The following is a 17051-nucleotide window of genomic DNA, read 5'->3' as shown; positions in this document are numbered from 1 at the left end:
AAGTTTCAATGTCAAAATCCTACGCTCAAACCCACTTGCAATGTCCGTGGCTGCGGATACATCCCATAATCGACGCCATTGATCAGCTGCGTCGCCGTGTCGGTGGACGATCCGTTCACACCGATTTCAGGATCCAGTCCGGAATATTTAGTGAATGTCAGCAAGTTAGTGGCCGAAACGTAAAAGCGGGCTTTGGTAATGGTTTCTTTTGTCAAAGCAGATAGAATCTTGGCAGGGATCGTGTAACCGATGCTCAGGTTTTTGATCCGCATATAAGATCCGTTTTCAACGAAACGGTCGCTGGTGCGGCTGTTGTTGTTTGGGTCGCCGCTAACCGCTCTCGGCACGTCGGTGTCGGTATTGGTCGGCGTCCAGGCGTTGAGCACATCCGTTCCGGCATTGAACAACCGCAGCATTCCCTGCTCTATCACCTTTGTTCCGTTGTAGATCTTGTTGCCTTGCACCCCTTGCAGATACAATGTGAAGTCGAAGTTTTTATAGCTTCCACCCAAATTTGCCCCGTAGCTGAATTTTGGAATAAAGCTTCCCAGGTAAGTTCTGTCGGAAGGCGTGATCCGGCCATCGCCGTCCCGGTCCCTGAAACGGATATCTCCCGGTGCGGCCGCATCCTGATACTTGGTTTTGTCGTCTCCATCCAATGCATTGGCGGCATTAATCTCGCCCTGATTTTGGAATATGCCCTCTACTTCATATCCAAAGAATGATTGAATGGGATGTCCAGCCTCGGTTTTTGTAATATCGGCACCGCCGAAATCTGCATTGGAACCTGCGAATAGTGTCGCGCTTTCCGTTGCAAGGCTCAGCACTTTATTCCTGGTTATATCCAAATTAGCCGAAGCATTCCATTTGAAGTCACCATCGTTTTTGCTGTAACCCAACTGGAACTCGTAACCCCAGTTTTTCATGCTGCCAATGTTAGACAAAGGCGAGGTTGAGTATCCCACAGAATTGGGAATCGGGACCTGTAACAGCAATCCGTCTGTATTCCGGCGATAAGTTTCTGCCGTGAACGTAACGCTGTTATTGAACAAGGCCAGATCTATCCCCAGGTTGGTCATGGTTGTGCTTTCCCATTTCAGCGTCGTATTAGCAAGTGAACTGAAATAAGAGCCCAGCACTTTATTCCCGCCAAAAACATAATTACTGTTATCGGCTGAAACAAGCGCCTGCCATGCATAGCTTCCGATTCCGTTAAAACCAGTTTGTCCGTAGCTGGCGCGGATTTTCAGTTCGGAGATCGCGGGAACGGCTTTCAGGAATTCTTCCTCACTGATACGCCATCCCAGCGAAAGCGAAGGGAATGTTCCCCACTTGTTTCCTGGTGCAAAACGGGAGGAACCATCCCGGCGGATGGAGCCGCTCAGCAAATATTTCCCTGCATACTCATAATTCAAACGTCCTACATACGAGATCAGCGAGCTTTCATCCAATGTGCTGGTTGCGTTGGGGTTAGACGCTCCCTGCAACTCGTCGATGTCGTTGTTTGGGCGATAACCAGAGCCATTCAGGGTGCTGGTGCGGAAAGTCTGCTTGTCTATAATTGCGGTTACATTCAGTAAATGTTTGCCAAAATTCTTTTCAAATGTCAGCTGATTGGTCAGCACAGGCGAGAAGAAATTGGTGCGGTTGTCCTGGATCTCATATTGCGTCCGCGATTTGAAACCATCATTATAGATAGGGAACTGATTGACCGTGTTTGCAGAAACGACGTCGGCACCAAAACTGAAACGGTATTTCAGGTAGCTTGCCAATTTTACCTCTGCAAAAAGTGATCCGAGCAGTTTCAGACGCTGGTTACGCGTTACATCCATCAATGCAATACGGACCGGGTTATCGGGGTCACTGCCATCAGCGGCAGTGGGCGAGCTGTAACCTCCGGGTTTTGTCGGATCGGTCACCGGCCAGTAAGGCAGGTTCCGGATCATTTGCATGACTGCGGTACGCCCTCCGCCAAAACCCTGCTCACCGCGTGATTTGTCGAATGACACGGTCAGAGTCTGGCCAATGGTTAAAAATTTGGTAACCTGATGATCAGAGTTGAGGCGCACATTGGCACGCTTGTAGTTGGTCCCGATCAAGATCCCCTCCTGGTCGAAATAGCCGGCAGACGTAAAGAAGCGGGAAACATTGTTACCTCCTGAAACGGAAACCTGGTGCTGCTGGATCGGCGCGTTGCGGAACATTACGTCCTGCCAGTTGGTGTTGGTCTGGGCAAAAGTCTGCGTGGCACCCTGGTAGATCGGCTGGTTCAGATCAGACAATCTGCCCGGCATAGCGATGCCCGCATTGCCCAGCAAAGCCGTTGCATACTGAATGTATTGGTCTGTGTTCAGCACATCCAACTTCTTCCAAGCCGATTGTGTGCCAAAATACGTGTCCAGATTCACATGCAGCTTGCCGTCTTTCGATCCTTTTTTTGTGGTAATGATAATCACCCCGTTGGATGCCCTGGAACCATAAATAGCGGCGGAACTCGCATCCTTTAACACTTCCAGTGATTCAATGTCTTTCGGATCGAGGTTATTCAAGTCGCCGGCAGGAATTCCGTCGATCACATAAAGCGGCCCGGAAGCGTAATTGATGGAACCGATACCCCTTATACGTACGACCGGAGTTTGTCCCGGACTACCGTTATTGACTACGCGCACGCCCGGCACTCTTCCCTGCAAAGCCTGCTCCGCGCTCACAACCGGCAAAGCAGTGAGCTCTTTGGGTGAAACCGATGATACGGCGCCGGTAAGGGAAGATTTCTTTTGCGAACCATAACCGATGACCACCATTTCTTCCAAAGCCTGGTCCTCGGCTGATAGCCGAATGTCAATCCGGGTTTTAGTCCCCACCACGACCTCTTGCTTTGTATAGCCGATAAAGCTGAAAACCAACACACTGCTTTCGGAAGGCACAGTAATTGAAAATTCGCCTTTCGTGTCCGTGGTCGTCCCTGTGCTACTCCCTTTCAATGTTACATTCACACCCGGCAGGGCCTCACCATTATCGGCAGTTACCTTTCCGGCAACCTGTTGATCCGCAAATCTTCCGGCATAAACCACCTGCACAGACAGCAGCAGTAACAGCACAGATCCCCTTAGCCAACTTCCCCTGAGATAAGAAAACGCTAGTAATCGATTCTTCATAAGCATTGATTTAAATGTTTAGATGACACTTGTTAAACAGCACAAAATATCCCTTACGGGATTTCGAAACGAAAGAAAAAGCAAATGATATCGGCGGTTTAATCCAATTTTTAATCAGATGTATCCTATTACAAATATAATATGTTTTTGATATTTGTCAATGGTACACTTAACCAGAATATTAATTTTTTATGAAAATTTGTTATTCTTTGAACAGATACCAGTTTAACGGATTAGATAGACATGCACGGATTGCTTCACTTCTTCCAAGGTTCTCTTCGGCGGCTCAAAACCCGCGGGAATAGGTTGCCTGGCCAAGGATTGCAAATACAAAACCCAGGCATCTCTCCACCAGATTGCCTCTCTGCGCTGAACTTTTAACCGCTCGGCTACATCGGTAAAAACCATCGGATCAAGGCTTGTCTTTGCCAGATCCCATTGCTGCTGCATCCAGAGAACAGAATCGGCGCCTGTATAAAAGCGGGTGCAAAGTTCCTGCCACAAGGATCGGCCGGTGCTTAGCTTTTGGTCCCAGCGCACATGGTGGAACCATAACAGATAAGGCAAGGGTGTCCGGTCGGGATTATTCCATTGCTGTTGTACTTGGGGTTTGTACTGGGCCAGCGCGTTGCTTCCGGAAGCTGTCCTGTCAAAGCCAATTCCCGAAGAATCAGCGCGATGGTAATATATGGCCGTCCAGTCGGGCCGGGAACCTTTGTTTTGCCAGGGTTCGGGCGCAAAGTGCACGCCCATCCAGGGACGCGAAAGCCCGAGTGGCGTATTGTAGTTAACGTAAATCTCCCTTGAACGCAACATGAGTGCGGCAATGTGCCCACTTGCTTTTTCGCTCCGGGTTAAAGTCAGCGCAACCCATTCCTGCAAGATCTGTTCAGAACTCAGCTCATGATCCCAGCTCAGTCTTCCGAATGCATACCAATTGGCCTGCGCCAACGGATGCCCCGTCCAGTTCTGGCTGTTTCCCGTATTGGCCACACCTGCCATGAGCGTGCGTGTGTAACAGTGCAAACTTCCGTCTACGACCTTAGCCACTGTCGATCCCTCCCCATTTACATAAGTGTCCGAGTCCAGACATTCTTTGAAGATAGGCGCTTCATAAACGGCATGCGTGGCAAACCCTAAATACTCCTGCGTGATTTGAAATTCGATTCCCAGCGGGGTTTTCGGCATATTCCCGAAGAGAGGCGAAAACGGTTCGCGCGGCTGGAAATCAATGGGTCCGTTCTTGACCTGCACAATTACCTTGGGATCAAACTTTCCATCCAGCGGCACAAATTCCTCATAAGCAGCTTTAAAACGGTCAGCATTCGGGTCTGCCTTGTAGACGAAAGCCCGCCAGACCACAATGCCGTCATAAGCTTTAAAGGCTTCGGCCAGCATGTTGGCCCCATCTGCATGCGTACGCCCGTAATCCTGCGGCCCGGGCTCCCCTTCTGAATTCGCCTTTACCAAAAATCCGCCGAAATCGGGGATCTCCTTATAAATTTGAGCGACCTTCTCCTTCCACCAGGCGCGAACCTGCGGATCGAGCGGATCAGACGTGGCCAGTCCGCCCAGGGTTTTCGGCGCAGCAAAATACACCGACAAGTAGGTTTTGATCCCATACTTGCGCAGCACATTCGCAATCGCTGCCACTTTCTCGATGTATTCCTGCGACATAAACCGTGCGCTCGCATTGACATTGTTGAGCACAGTGCCATTAATTCCTAACGACGCATTGGCCCGCGCGTAATCTTCATAACGCGGGTCAACGCGCTCGGGCAGTTCATACCATTTCCAAAGCGAAGCACCCGCATACCCCCGCTCAATCGTCCCATCCGGATTGTCCCAGTGGTTCAGCATCCGGTAACGCACTTTCGGGGTGCTTGCAATGCTCAGGTTTTTGATTGGCCGCTGCATTTGCAGGTGCCTTAGCAAAGCAAACGTTCCGTAAAGAATCCCTTGTTCTGATCTTGAAACAATAACAATGTTACCACCCGACAACTGGACCTGGTAACCTTCCGCTGGTTGCGCAGCAGCTGCACCAGGTTCAATTCTGAAGAGGATTCCCCCTGAGCGGCCAGCAGACGAGCTTGTTTCCTGAACCGTTTTACCTAGAAGATTTTTTAATCCCATTTGCAGCTCCCTGGACGCACTCTGCGTAATCTCGCCTTTGTCTGACCGTCCAATGAAAGTGGTGTATCTCAAATACTCGGTCTTTACAGGAGCATTCGTAACCGCCTCGTATTTAAGCCATAGCCGATATCCGTCATCGCCCTCGGAAGCTAGCGGGTCTGCTGCAATTAGCTTTGAGCCAATCATAAGGCAGCTAAAAAGAAGTAGTAAATGGCTTTTGGGCATAACCGGAGTTTTCACGTAAATTATTTCTTCAAATGCTGGATATGCCCTGCTACATTGCGCATAGTATCCACGTAAATGTCCTTTTCATTCTCCTTCAAATAATGGAGCAACTCACTGTGCGCACGGTTGGAGACATTGAGCGCATGTTCCCCGCCCACGCCATGAAAGAGAAAAACAAGCAGCTTTCCGCTTTGCTGTGCCTGCTTTACGAGGCTGATCATTTCCTGTCCTGATTTTTCTGCCATCGAATAACAGTCCACGTCCATCAGGTTTTGTTCCTCAAAAGCGTGCATTTCATGTCTTACCGCTCTTGCGGCTATAAATTCGTCGGAGAGTGTCTGTATAAATTCTCCTTCTGCAACTTTTTTGTGGCCGCATGTGAATGCAAATGTGCGCTTGTCCAGGCCATCGATCGATTTCAAAAATGCGTTACACATCCGGATCTCATCCTGAATCCTGGCCATGCTATACTTGCTGAGGTCATACTCGGGTTTCACCCAGCTCATGCCGGGCCCGGTTGCATCGCAGGGGTGATAAAGGGTGTGATTTCCGAGTTCATGTCCGTTTGCAGCGGCTGCTCTCCAGTCTTTGATCCGGTTACGCGCCGCATCCGATGAAGCGGTTAAATAAAATGATCCTTTCAGGTCAAGCGAATCCAGTGCTGGTATCACATGATCCAGATGGACATTCAATGCGTCGTCATAAGTCAGCACAACGGCGCACTTTTTCCCTTTCCAGGGTTTGGTTTCGTCCAGTTGCTCACTATCCGTCCGGAATGGTGACGCGGGCAGACCGGCTGAATTGTAAAAGTTAATGCCTTCGGGATTGTCCTGCCAGGCATAACGAGCGTATTTGGGTGTCTTAACCGTTTCGCTGCTTAGTTCGACCTGGTCTTTGCCTACAATTCTTGCATTGGCCCAGAAAAATTTCTTATCATTATCCGCTAGTGAAAACCAGCGCAATGCTTCCTGGTCACCAGACTTTATGCCATCGACAACATGATCGAACGTTAAGAGCATTTTGTCTCGTGTGATGCGCTGTGATTTAAGCGTTGGCCCTCTGTAAATCACATTTTTTTCTCCGTATGCCAGGTTTCTGGCAGAGAGCGCCAGTCTTTTCCCAATGTCTTTTTTGTTTAACGGATGAATGTCGTTCCACTCTCCCAGATCTAACGTGACAGTGACGGCGGTGTTATCCAACATTAATGCCTGGTTCTGCGCTTCACGCAGCAACGCCATATTGCTTTCGGCGGGTGTGAAATCTATATCCTGAAAGTTGGGAAGCTGCACCACCAGAAAAGGTAACCTCTCATCGTTCCAGAGCCTGCGCCGGTCATGGATCAATGCGGGCAGGAGTGCGCCATAAGGTTTTGGATCGCCTACATTCGACTCGCCCTGATACCAGAGAAAACCTTTCAGTTTCATAGGCAGAGCCGGGGCGATCATCGCATTGAAAAGTGCAGCAGGCTGATTTTGGGCGACGAAAGGAACATGCTTGACATCCGCCATTTCGCTGGACTGAAAAACCTGGCCGACCTTATATTGCCAAGTGCCCTTAAGATCGATCTGCTGATCATTCGCTGTCATAAAATACGGCTTATCAGGCACAAAACCGCCCTTTCCTGCCGAGTTTGTAACCCGGATCACAAATGTATTCTTACCCGATTTCAACAAACCTGCCGGAATCTCATATCGCCGGGGCGGATATTGATAGGTCACATTCCCAATACTTTTTCCGTTGACAAACATCTGATCTGCATCCACGATGCGCCCCATGTAGAGCTTCACCGGCTTGCCGATCCAGTTTTCGGGCACCTCAAATTCCCTGCGAAACCAGACCACACCATCGAGATCTTTCAGCCCCTGATCTTCCCAGTAACCTGGAATGTTGAAGTTCCGCCATCCTTTTGGCTGATATGCCTCGCTTTCCCAATGTTCGCTTAGTCCGGGATCGGTTGACTTGGGCTGCTTTGGCGCATTGTTTAAATCCTTCTGCTTCCTTGAATTCACATAGGAAGTATCTTTGTTTCTATCAATAATCCTTTGAATGTCAGTAAAATCTTTATAACCGCCTTCACTGATCCATGCCTCGATCGGCGTGCCTCCCACCGAACTGTTAATGATGCCGATGGGCACTTTGTATTGATCGTAAAGGTCTCTTGCAAAAAAATAGGAAACAGCGCCAAAGCCCAGCCCGTCTTTGGGACTGGCTGCTTTCCACTCTGCATTGGGAAAATCTCGCCGGGGCCCATTCAAATCGGTTGCTGTGGGAATGAAAAAATTGCGGATATCCGGATAATCCGCGGTGACAATATCGTCAGGGAAACGTTCCTTCACACGCTCCATGTTGATCACCATATTGCTCTGTCCATTGCAAAGCCACACATCACCGAAGGCGATATTTTTGATACGAACCTGGTTTTTGCCTTTTACCAGCATTTCAAAACCTGTCCCGGCCGGTTGCGCGGGCAGCAGGATTGTCCATTTGCCATCGGCACCGGTCACCGCACTGCGACTTGTGCCTTTACACGTGACTGTAACTTTTTCCTTTGGCGTCGCCCAACCCCAAACAGTTATAGGCTGGTCGCGCTGCAAAACCATATTATCCGAGACCAGTTTTGGCAAGCGGACCTGCGCAAATGCTTTGCCGGAAAGGATGATTAATAACAATAAAAACTTAACAACGCGCATCAGTTTGCAGATCAGAGGACAAGAGCTTTTAGAAATTCACGACGCCTTCAAATGCTTTTTTAGGTTTATAATTCTGGTCAAAAAGCAATGGATAATCTTTGCGGCCAGGCACCGGGAAGTTATCCAGCCAGGTCGTTTTGTCTGAAACATTCCAGAAAGTGATGCCGGTAATGGTGCCTTTATGTTTCCGGAAAGTGTCAAAAATCATCTTGTAATGCGCTGCCTGCTTTTGCTCCATTTCCGGAGTCAAAACGCTCTTTTCGTCGCCAGCTTTTCTTTCGCGGCGCTCGTGCTCTTTGGGATGTACTGAAACGTCGAGTTCCGTGATCTGAACCGCCAGGCCCAGGCTCGCAAACTGTGTAATAGACTTTTCCAGTTCTGCCTGCGTGGGTTCAAAAATAGACCAATGTGCCTGCAACCCCACGCCATGAATCGGGACGTTTTTGTCTTTCAATTTTTTTACCAATTGATAGATCTTCTCCCTTTTAACGGCACTTTCCGTGTTGTAATCATTGTAAAAAAGCTTGGCACCGGGATCCGCAGCATGCGCATATTCAAATGCTTTTTGAATGTAATCTTCACCGATGATCTGGTAAAATTTTGATTCCCTGTAAATGCCTTTGCCCGTGTCGGGAACGGCTTCATTCACAACATCCCAGGCGTAGATTTTGCCTTTGTAGTGCGTCACAACGTCGGTGATGTGCTGTTTCAAACGGGCCAACAATTCTTCCCGTGAAACCTGTGCGCCGGTTGAATCTGTAAAAAACCATTTCGGCGTCTGGTTATGCCAGCATAATGTGTGGCCTCTGACTTTGATGCCGTTCGATTGTCCAAATTCAACAATTGCGTCTCCATCTTTCCAATTGTATTGGTTTTTCTCGGGATGAATCGGCCCCATTTTCATGGCGTTTTCAGGCGTAATGCTATTGAATTGCTGCTTAATGAGTTCCGCCTCCGGGCCGGTCACACTTCTGGGAGAAACCGCCACGCCGATTGGGAAATAATCTTTGTATGCTTCTTTGAGGGATTTTTGCGCGAAAAGCTGGTGCGACGAAAACAATGTGGTCGAGACAACCATACATTGCACCCAAGACTTTAATGGGGATGACTTTACCATGATTTAATGTCAGAGTTGATGAAAATATTATTTAAATAATAGCTGCGAAAACCCGAATAGGTCATGTCGCCAAACCGGCCACGTGTGGCCGCCTCGATATTCGCTGTATTGGTATTTGATGCCTAGCTCGTCGTATTTGGAAAGCATGATCTTGCAGTTTTTGTAAGCGATATCTTCCTCGCCGCCCATCGAAATCCAGAAATTTTTTAGATTGCCGTTTATGGTTTTTGCATTGTCTTTGGCAAATGCATAATGCGGGCCGGATAATGCGTCATTGTTGGCAAACCACCCGGAGCTGAACACGCCCAGGGACGAAAACAGATCGGTGTTTTTCACCCCTGCATATAATGTCTGTATCCCGCCCATGGATAGCCCCGCCAACGCGCGATGCGCTGCATCGGCCTGCACGCGGAAGTTGCTTTCTACAAATGGGAGCGCCCCAAGTTTTAGCTCACTTTCGAAGATTTTCAGAAAGCCATCACCGGCGGTAGCCATACTGCCCGGCCCCATCGGACTGCCCAGGTTTCCGTCCATCATTACCACCAGCATCGGTTTCGCTTTGCCGTCCGCAATGAGGTTATCGAGGATCAAATTAGTTTTCCCCTGCGTGGCCCAGCCTCTCTGGTCTTCGCCGCCGCCGTGTAATAGATATAGCACGGGATACTTTTCAGTCGATTGATCGTAGCCGGGAGGCGTGTATACATACATTTCCCGCCAGGAATTGCTGGCTTTCGAAAGGTATTTTTTGACGCGGATATCGCCGTGCGGGACATCGCGCATCGCATAATAGCCGCCGCCCCGGAATGGTATTTCAATGCCGCTCGCCATGCGTCCCATTCCATAAAATGTCTCGCTGGCCGGATCGGCTAACGCGACGCCGTCGATCAGCAACGAATAGTAATGAAAACCTTCGCCGATGGAATCCGTCGTCACGGACCAAACGCCTGCGGTGTCTTTCACCATATCATACTTTTTCCCCAGATCTACCTGCACTTTTTGTGCATTGGGCGCTTTGGTACGGAAAACAACCCGATTGTCCGGCAGGATCTGAGGGTATTTTACATTGCGAATGTTTGTCGAGGCTGGTGATCCCAGAATGGTGTATTTCGTCAAAGAAGGAACATCAACAGGTTTGAACAAAAACTGAGAAAACATATACAAACCATTTTTCCAAACCTTGAAATCATGCACGCCCGGCTCAATGTAAAAGATGTGCGGAACATTGTTTTCAAACAAATAATCGTGCGTGCGCTTGCTGAATGTAATCAGCCGGTCCTCATCGCCGCAGGAAATGAAAAGTAATTTCAATTTCTTTTTTGCTTCCTCAGGGTTCGGCATTAGTTCGGCAGGAGCCTTCGTATTCGGCGCGGATGAAAACCCTCCTACCCACGCAAACTGATCCAAATTGCCCAAACCGAAATTCAGCGACTGGCCGCCGCCCATCGAAAGTCCGGCAATCGCACGATGCTCACGATCTTTCAAAACGGGATATTTGCTTTCTACAAAAGGAATCAGATCTTTCAGCAAATCCTGCTCGAATGTGGCAAATGCAGCCACCTTGTCGGGAGCCATAATGTTGCCTGTCGCAGCATCATCCTTCATCGCCCTGCCATTCGGCATGACCACGATCATGGGTTCGATTTTCTTTTCTGCATATAGATTATCCAGGATTAGCTGCGGATTGCCGCCTTTCAGCCATTCCTTTTCATCCCCGCCAATACCGTGCAAAAGATAAAGCACCGGATATTTCGTCTTTTTATTAAAACCAGGAGGCGTATAAATCAGCACCTTACGCTTCGTTCCCACCGTTTTGGACTGATACTGAACCGAATCAATCTTCCCCGCAGCTACGCCGGATTGCACAGTGTCATAACCCTTGGGCATTTCTTTCAAAATTTCCTGCGCCTGGCTGGTCGATACGAGGAGCAGAACGCTCATTACAATAGATAAAATTCGTTTCATGATTCAAAAAGGATATAGGTTCAGCATTAATTGGCTTTTTTACTATACTAAGGCATTTTAAAGGAATCTTCCGGGCGCAGACTCTGACTGATAGCAGTTGGGAAATTGGGAGGAACCGGGAATGTTACTCTCCCTGTCGCCAGCCACTCCGCCGCCCTGACAACAGTCGTTTGGTAACCAATGCAGCGATAAGCAGGCGGGTAACTTTCCCCCTTCCAAAGATGCCCCAAACTTGAATTGTAAATCCGTCCTTTGCCATATTTCACCACCCATTCCACTGGCCAGGTCCTTTTGGTACTCGTGCTGTCGAAAGCGCATGACAGCACGGTGATGTTCTCGGCTGGTCCGCGAGGAAAATAGTAAACTTCCGTATTGGCCGTCTGCCACTGATCGGGATATCCTTTGTTAATGGGATGTGGCGTCAAAACCTGGATCAATGCATTGAACCTGTCGCCGTGCCCTGTTCCTTTGCCTTCGTCCGGTGCGATCCGGGTAATGCTTTTTGCTGCGTCAATTTCCAACGCATAGCCTTCGGAGGCGCGCCGCCAACCCAGTCCGATCATTTGGTCGTATTCTTTCCAATGAGGAAATGCATTGTTAGCCGAATGAAGAATGTACAAGCCACCGCCATTCTTCACATATTCTTCCAATTGCCTTTCGGCTTGCCTTGACCAGCGCAGATTGGGATTTTTGATGTTGTTGGTATTCTGGACAATCAATGCATATTGGGTAAAATCCGGGTTCCACGCGCTCCTTTCCAAACTATCCGCGGGAACCGTACTAACCTCCACCGCGAATCGTCCGCTTTCTTCCAATATCCATTTTGTTACAGCAGTAGTTTGTTTCCAGTCATGGTTACTAAATCCATCCACGATCAAAACCCGTATTGGCTTCACTTTTTGTGCTAAAGCACTGAGGGAAAAGCATGCACAAAGGATAAAGACAAGACAATTTCTAAGCATAATCATATCATTTAATTGATCTGCAAAACACCTGAACCAGCAATTGACTATCTGCTAAAAGCGAAAAACGCTCCTTTCCTATTCCATTGGCCCGATCAACTCTACAAATGTGCCGTCCGGGTCCTGCACTAAAACGAAGTGCTTATCTTTTGTCAACGGCGTCGGCGTGCTTCCCAGAAAAGCCACTTTCTGCTCTTTTAGCCTTTCAATAATGGGTTTCAATGATTTGACTTGAATGGTGATATACTGCGGACCTGTATCGTCCTGGATAAATTTTGACTTCGGATGACTGGCCTTTTTCCCAAAACTCATTAGTTTCCAATCGGTGCCTTCGGGGCCGTTTTCAAGTTTCAGAATGTTGACTTCAACGGCTTCACCGCCGGTCAAACCGCCACGCTTCCCAAATTCAGCATTGATGGTGAAGTTGCCGGTTTTGACCATGCCAATTCCATTGACATAAAAATTCAGCGAGCGCTCCATGTCCGCAACCACGACGCCAACGCCGATGGACTTACTCGTAAAATTGGACTGCGCATGAACGAGACTGCATACAAGCAGCGCAGCGATGATCAGGAGATTATTTAAAACAGATTTTTGCATAATGTTTATTTGCTTTTGAACATCGGATCATTACCGGTGTATTTCAGATATTTAAATGAAGCAGAATTGGAAGTCGGCCCTCCGGAGGAAGTAGCGTACATGCCGAACAAGCATCCGATAAAACCTCCCGCGACCTCTGTGCTCAGGAATTTGGCGTCTACTTTGTCTTTGAGCAGTTCCCAAGCACTGCCATTAGAAAAATAAAAATTGTAAAAATCACCTTCTGCAACGATGCGAAGTTTGACTGGTTTCGAAACATCTGCAATGGACTGTTTAGCAAGCAGCTCCATGCTTTTTCCATCCGCACCGCTTTTGAAAAGCTGCACGAAAGGTTTTCCATTTTCCACAGATTTGCTCAAAAAGTAGAAATGTGATTCATCCTGAAAAATGGTCAGGCCTGCTTTTTCCTTCTCTGATTTGGGCGAAAAATCGATTTCCGTTTCGGCAGTGCAAAACAAATGCTGCTGGCGTTTTCCGATGAATGATGGGTTGCCCAATTCCATAATGGTTTCGGGTTTCAGCTTCATGGTCAGACCATTTTGCTTTGATAAAGAGAAAGAACTGCTGTCAATTGTCCTCATGAAAAGCAGTGCGGGGTCGAGTTGCTTTTCGAATGTTAAGGTGTATTCGAAATTGCCGGCCTGCGGAAGCGCGTCCTTTTGCTTTACTTCTTTATAGTTGGCGGTATATTTATATTCAACATTCTTGCTGGGCGGATTGATAACCGGCCAGTCGTTTTTCCATTCCACAGGCGCGATGAAAGTTTCGCGGCCTGTGTTGTAATAATTGCCCTCATAAGGTCTTACTGCCAGGAAAATCGCGTAGGTTTTTCCGTCCGGCCCGTCTACAAACTGCGCGTGACCGGCTGAGGTGATGGGATCTTTACGGTCATCAGGCAATCCTTTTTGGGTTAAAATCGGATTGTTTTCATAAGGAACAAATGGCCCCCAAACCGACTTGCTGCGAAAAACGACTTCCGTGTGGTTGACCGAAGTCCCACCTTCTGCCGCATATAAATAATACCAGCCATTTCGCTTCATGATGTGCGGTGCTTCTATCCAAACCGGCTTTTCGCTGAGATTCACTCCCCCATTAACAAGCTGTTTTTCTTCACCAATCACCTTTAAAGTGGTGGGATCAATTTCATAAATCCGGATCGTTCTGTGGCCGGAATACAACGGTTTTCTGTCCGGCGCATCGCTGTTATAGATAATGTAAGCTCTATCGTCATCATCAAAAAACAGCGACGGATCTATGCCGCGCGCTTGCGGAACGCGGATCGGGTTGCTCCAAGGGCCAGCCGGATTCCTGGCAGTAACCACAAAGTTTCCATCATGGTCAATGTCCGTGCAAGTGACGTAAAAAGTCCCTTTGTGATAGCTGATAGCAGGCGCAAAAAGTCCTCTTGTCAGTTTCTCGCCCATGAAATCCATTTGTGAAGCACGATCAATGACATTACCAACCTGTTTCCAGTTTTTGAGGTCTTTGCTATGAAAAACGGGAATGCCGGGAAAGTAGGAGAATGTGGAGTTGACCAGATAGTAATCTGTGCCCACCTGCACCACACTCGGATCTGGATAAAAACCTGTCAAGATCGGATTCACCAATGTGGTGGTCTGTGCCGACACGGATTGTGCAAGGCATAGCAATGCAAGCAGCGCTATGGAGATAAAATTTTTAATCATTACAGCACGCACTAATTAACATTTATTATTAAGTTACTGACTAACAAATACATAGGTTTTTCCTGCCTGAGTCGGAATGTCGTAAAGGACTGTTTTTTTCAAATCCGGGGTCGCCGCATTTGCCTTGGGAGAAATAACCGCATTAGTCACTTCTTCATTTTGGTAAAATGCATTAGCATTCTGCCCGGAAGCAACTTTTACTGCTTTACCATCGGCCGATTTCAGTTCGTTCGGAGCGCGTAATCTCAGGTTTCCACCCAGCTTGGATTTCACTGCAACCTTTGTGAGCTTACCTTCTTTCCATTCCATGTTTACCAATTCAAAACCACCCTGCGCGAGCAGCCCGCCAATATTTCCTGCTTGCCAAACATCAGGCAATGCTGGTAGCAAATGCACGGAGCCGTCCGCGCTTTGCATCAGCATTTCAGTAATGCCTGATGTGCAGCCAAAGTTACCGTCGATCTGGAATGGTGGATGCGCGTCGAAGAGGTTGTTGTAAGTGCCACCGCCTTCTTTGGACGTGCCCAAGGGTGAAAGCTGGCTTTTGATTAATGTGAATGCATGATTTCCGTCCTGTAATCTGGCCCACCAGTTTACTTTCCAGCCCATGCTCCAACCGGTCGAAACATCGCCGCGGTGCAACAATGTGGTGCGGGCGGCAGAAAACAATTCCGGTGTGCGGTAAGCTGAGATTTGGTCGGAGGGAAACAATCCGTATAAATGCGAAACGTGGCGGTGATGGTCATTCGGATCATCCACATCGTCGAGCCACTCCTGCAACTGTCCGTGCTGGCCTACGTGCATCGGAGGCAGGCGTTTGCGCATTTGCCGGAGCGAATCAGTGAATGCAGCATCTTTTTTCAGGATTTCGGCTGCGCGGATTGTGCTGCTGAAAACGTCGAATGCAATCTGGTTGTCCATGGTCGTTCCGGCATCCAGCGAAGAGCCTTCGTGCGCTGCCGGTGCGTTTTCGGGAGAACTCCCCGGGTTTACGACGAGCCATTTGTACTTGGGATGTTCCACCAGAAAGTCGGCGTAGAATGTGGCTGCACCTTTTAGGATCGGATAGATTTTTGCCAGATAAGCTTTGTCGCCATGGTAAAGATAATGCTGCCATAAATGCTGACTCGTCCAGCCGCCGCCTGCGATCCACATGCCCCAGAATGCGCCGTCGATGGCGCCGGTTGCTCGCCAGATGTCCGTATTATGATGCGCCATCCAGCCTCTGGCACCGTACATGGTTTTGGCCGTTTCTTTTCCGGTTTGCGAGAGTTCTTCCACCATTTTCAGAAAAGGCTCATGCAGCTCGCTCAGGTTGGTGCGCTCTGCGGGCCAGTAATTCATCTGCGCATTGATGTTAATGGTGTATTTGCTGTCCCATGGCGGCATCATTTTGTTGTTCCAAATCCCTTGCAAATTCGCTGGCTGACCACCCGGTTGCGAGCTGGAAATCAGCAGATAGCGACCATATTGATAATAAAGCGTAACCAGTTCGGGATCGTTTACATTGCGGAAATTTTTCAGCCTTTCGTCCGTCGGCAAGTTGCCGAGGTCTGTTGTGCCGAGATCAAATTTTACCCGCTTGAAATATTTTTGGTAAGCCGCAATGTGCGGATTCAGCATAGCGGCGTAGGATTTTGAAGATGCCTTATCCAAGTAGGAAGCCGCAAGTGCATTTTCATCTCCACTTACATCATTATAGTTTTTGAAATTCGTCGCAATTGAAATGTAAATGGTGGCTGCATTGGCACCTTTGACCATTAATAAAGTGTCATTAGCCGTTACCGAACCGCCTTCCGTCTTGATTCTGGCAATTCCTTTGAAGCGAACCATTCCTTTTACACCTTCATGATCCGCAGCCGTTCCGGCAATGGTAAGGTCTTTTGAGGCTGTTGTTTTGATTGATTTATTTTTGTGCAAAGAGGCATAGGAAGCATCAAATGCAAGCATTCCCGGCTTATCGGCTGTCAGCCGGATCACGATCACGCGCTCGGGGAAAGAAGCGAGGACTTCGCGGGTGTAACTGACGCCATCAACCTGGTAAGTGGTTTTCGCCACTGCGCGTTCAATGTCGAGCTCGCGGTAATAATTGGTAAAACTTTCATGACCTGGAAAATTCAGCCGCAAGTCACCGAGCGGCTGGAACATTTGTCCGTGTGATTTTTTGGTTATGATCGTTTTATTGGCCAGCTTTTCGGCTTCTTTTTGTTTTCCCTCAAAAATCAATTTGCGGATCTCCGGCAAGGCTGCCAGCGCATCCGGGTTATCATTGCGATTCGGTCCGCCCGACCATAATGTATGCTCGTTCAGCTGGATCGTTTCATTCACCACATTGCCATACACCATCCCGCCCAGCCTGCCATTTCCCACAGGCAATGCATTTTCCCACGTCTTGCCGGAAGGTTGGTTATACCAGAGCTTTTGAACCCTCGGCGTTTGTGCGTAACCCGGAGTTATGAACGCCAGGAATAACAGGTAAAAAATTCTCCTCATGTAAAATTTGATATTTGTATCGATTAATG

General features: G+C 48.4%; 9 protein-coding genes. All 9 read right to left on the bottom strand.

The genetic code is table 11. From position 1 onward, the window contains the following. Positions 1–11 precede the first annotated feature (11 nt). Positions 12–3155, bottom strand: a complete 3144-nt coding sequence (locus tag MUK70_RS05275) for a SusC/RagA family TonB-linked outer membrane protein (RefSeq protein WP_234657479.1) — start codon at positions 3153–3155, stop codon at positions 12–14. Between the two features lie 225 nt (positions 3156–3380). Continuing rightward, positions 3381–5474: an alpha-glucuronidase family glycosyl hydrolase gene (locus MUK70_RS05270; RefSeq protein ID WP_234657768.1), complete on the bottom strand. Its 2094-nt coding sequence runs from the start codon at positions 5472–5474 to the stop codon at positions 3381–3383. A gap of 59 nt (positions 5475–5533) precedes the next feature. Continuing rightward, entirely contained in the window at positions 5534–8203 is a 2670-nt protein-coding gene (locus MUK70_RS05265; RefSeq protein ID WP_234657480.1) for a sialate O-acetylesterase, read from the bottom strand. A 28-nt stretch (positions 8204–8231) separates the two neighbouring features. Then, positions 8232–9281 carry an endo-1,4-beta-xylanase gene (locus tag MUK70_RS05260; protein ID WP_234657769.1) on the bottom strand — a complete coding sequence of 350 codons (1050 nt, stop codon included), beginning with the start codon at positions 9279–9281 and terminating at the stop codon, positions 8232–8234. Positions 9282–9347: 66 nt separating this feature from the next. Further along, positions 9348–11282: an alpha/beta hydrolase-fold protein gene (locus tag MUK70_RS05255; RefSeq protein ID WP_234657481.1), complete on the bottom strand. Its 1935-nt coding sequence runs from the start codon at positions 11280–11282 to the stop codon at positions 9348–9350. A 47-nt stretch (positions 11283–11329) separates the two neighbouring features. Further along, positions 11330–12178, bottom strand: coding sequence for a ThuA domain-containing protein (locus MUK70_RS05250; RefSeq protein ID WP_234657482.1), 849 nt, complete (start codon positions 12176–12178; stop codon positions 11330–11332). Positions 12179–12322: 144 nt separating this feature from the next. Further along, a complete protein-coding gene (locus tag MUK70_RS05245) occupies positions 12323–12844 on the bottom strand; it encodes a VOC family protein (protein WP_234657483.1) in 522 nt (173 codons plus the stop codon). A gap of 5 nt (positions 12845–12849) precedes the next feature. After that, positions 12850–14529, bottom strand: coding sequence for a glycoside hydrolase family 43 protein (locus MUK70_RS05240; RefSeq protein WP_234657485.1), 1680 nt, complete (start codon positions 14527–14529; stop codon positions 12850–12852). A 33-nt stretch (positions 14530–14562) separates the two neighbouring features. Further along, positions 14563–17022 (bottom strand): glycoside hydrolase family 95 protein, encoded by a 2460-nt coding sequence (locus MUK70_RS05235; RefSeq protein ID WP_234657486.1) that lies wholly within the window; start codon positions 17020–17022, stop codon positions 14563–14565. Positions 17023–17051: the final 29 nt, after the last annotated feature.

It is taken from the genome of Dyadobacter chenwenxiniae (assembly GCF_022869785.1).
Taxonomy (GTDB): Bacteria; Bacteroidota; Bacteroidia; order Cytophagales; family Spirosomataceae; genus Dyadobacter; species Dyadobacter chenwenxiniae.
This window is presented reverse-complemented; position numbering and strand designations above follow the sequence as displayed.

Bases quoted from the DNA above. Each gene is read 5' to 3' on its own strand.
- MUK70_RS05275 (WP_234657479.1), bottom strand. From the start codon at position 3,155: ATGAAGAATCGATTACTAGCGTTTTCTTATCTCAGGGGAAGTTGGCTA.
- MUK70_RS05270 (WP_234657768.1), bottom strand. From the start codon at position 5,474: ATGATTGGCTCAAAGCTAATTGCAGCAGACCCGCTAGCTTCCGAGGGC.
- MUK70_RS05265 (WP_234657480.1), bottom strand. From the start codon at position 8,203: ATGCGCGTTGTTAAGTTTTTATTGTTATTAATCATCCTTTCCGGCAAA.
- MUK70_RS05260 (WP_234657769.1), bottom strand. From the start codon at position 9,281: ATGGTTGTCTCGACCACATTGTTTTCGTCGCACCAGCTTTTCGCGCAA.
- MUK70_RS05255 (WP_234657481.1), bottom strand. From the start codon at position 11,282: ATGAAACGAATTTTATCTATTGTAATGAGCGTTCTGCTCCTCGTATCG.
- MUK70_RS05245 (WP_234657483.1), bottom strand. From the start codon at position 12,844: ATGCAAAAATCTGTTTTAAATAATCTCCTGATCATCGCTGCGCTGCTT.
- MUK70_RS05240 (WP_234657485.1), bottom strand. From the start codon at position 14,529: ATGATTAAAAATTTTATCTCCATAGCGCTGCTTGCATTGCTATGCCTT.
- MUK70_RS05235 (WP_234657486.1), bottom strand. From the start codon at position 17,022: ATGAGGAGAATTTTTTACCTGTTATTCCTGGCGTTCATAACTCCGGGT.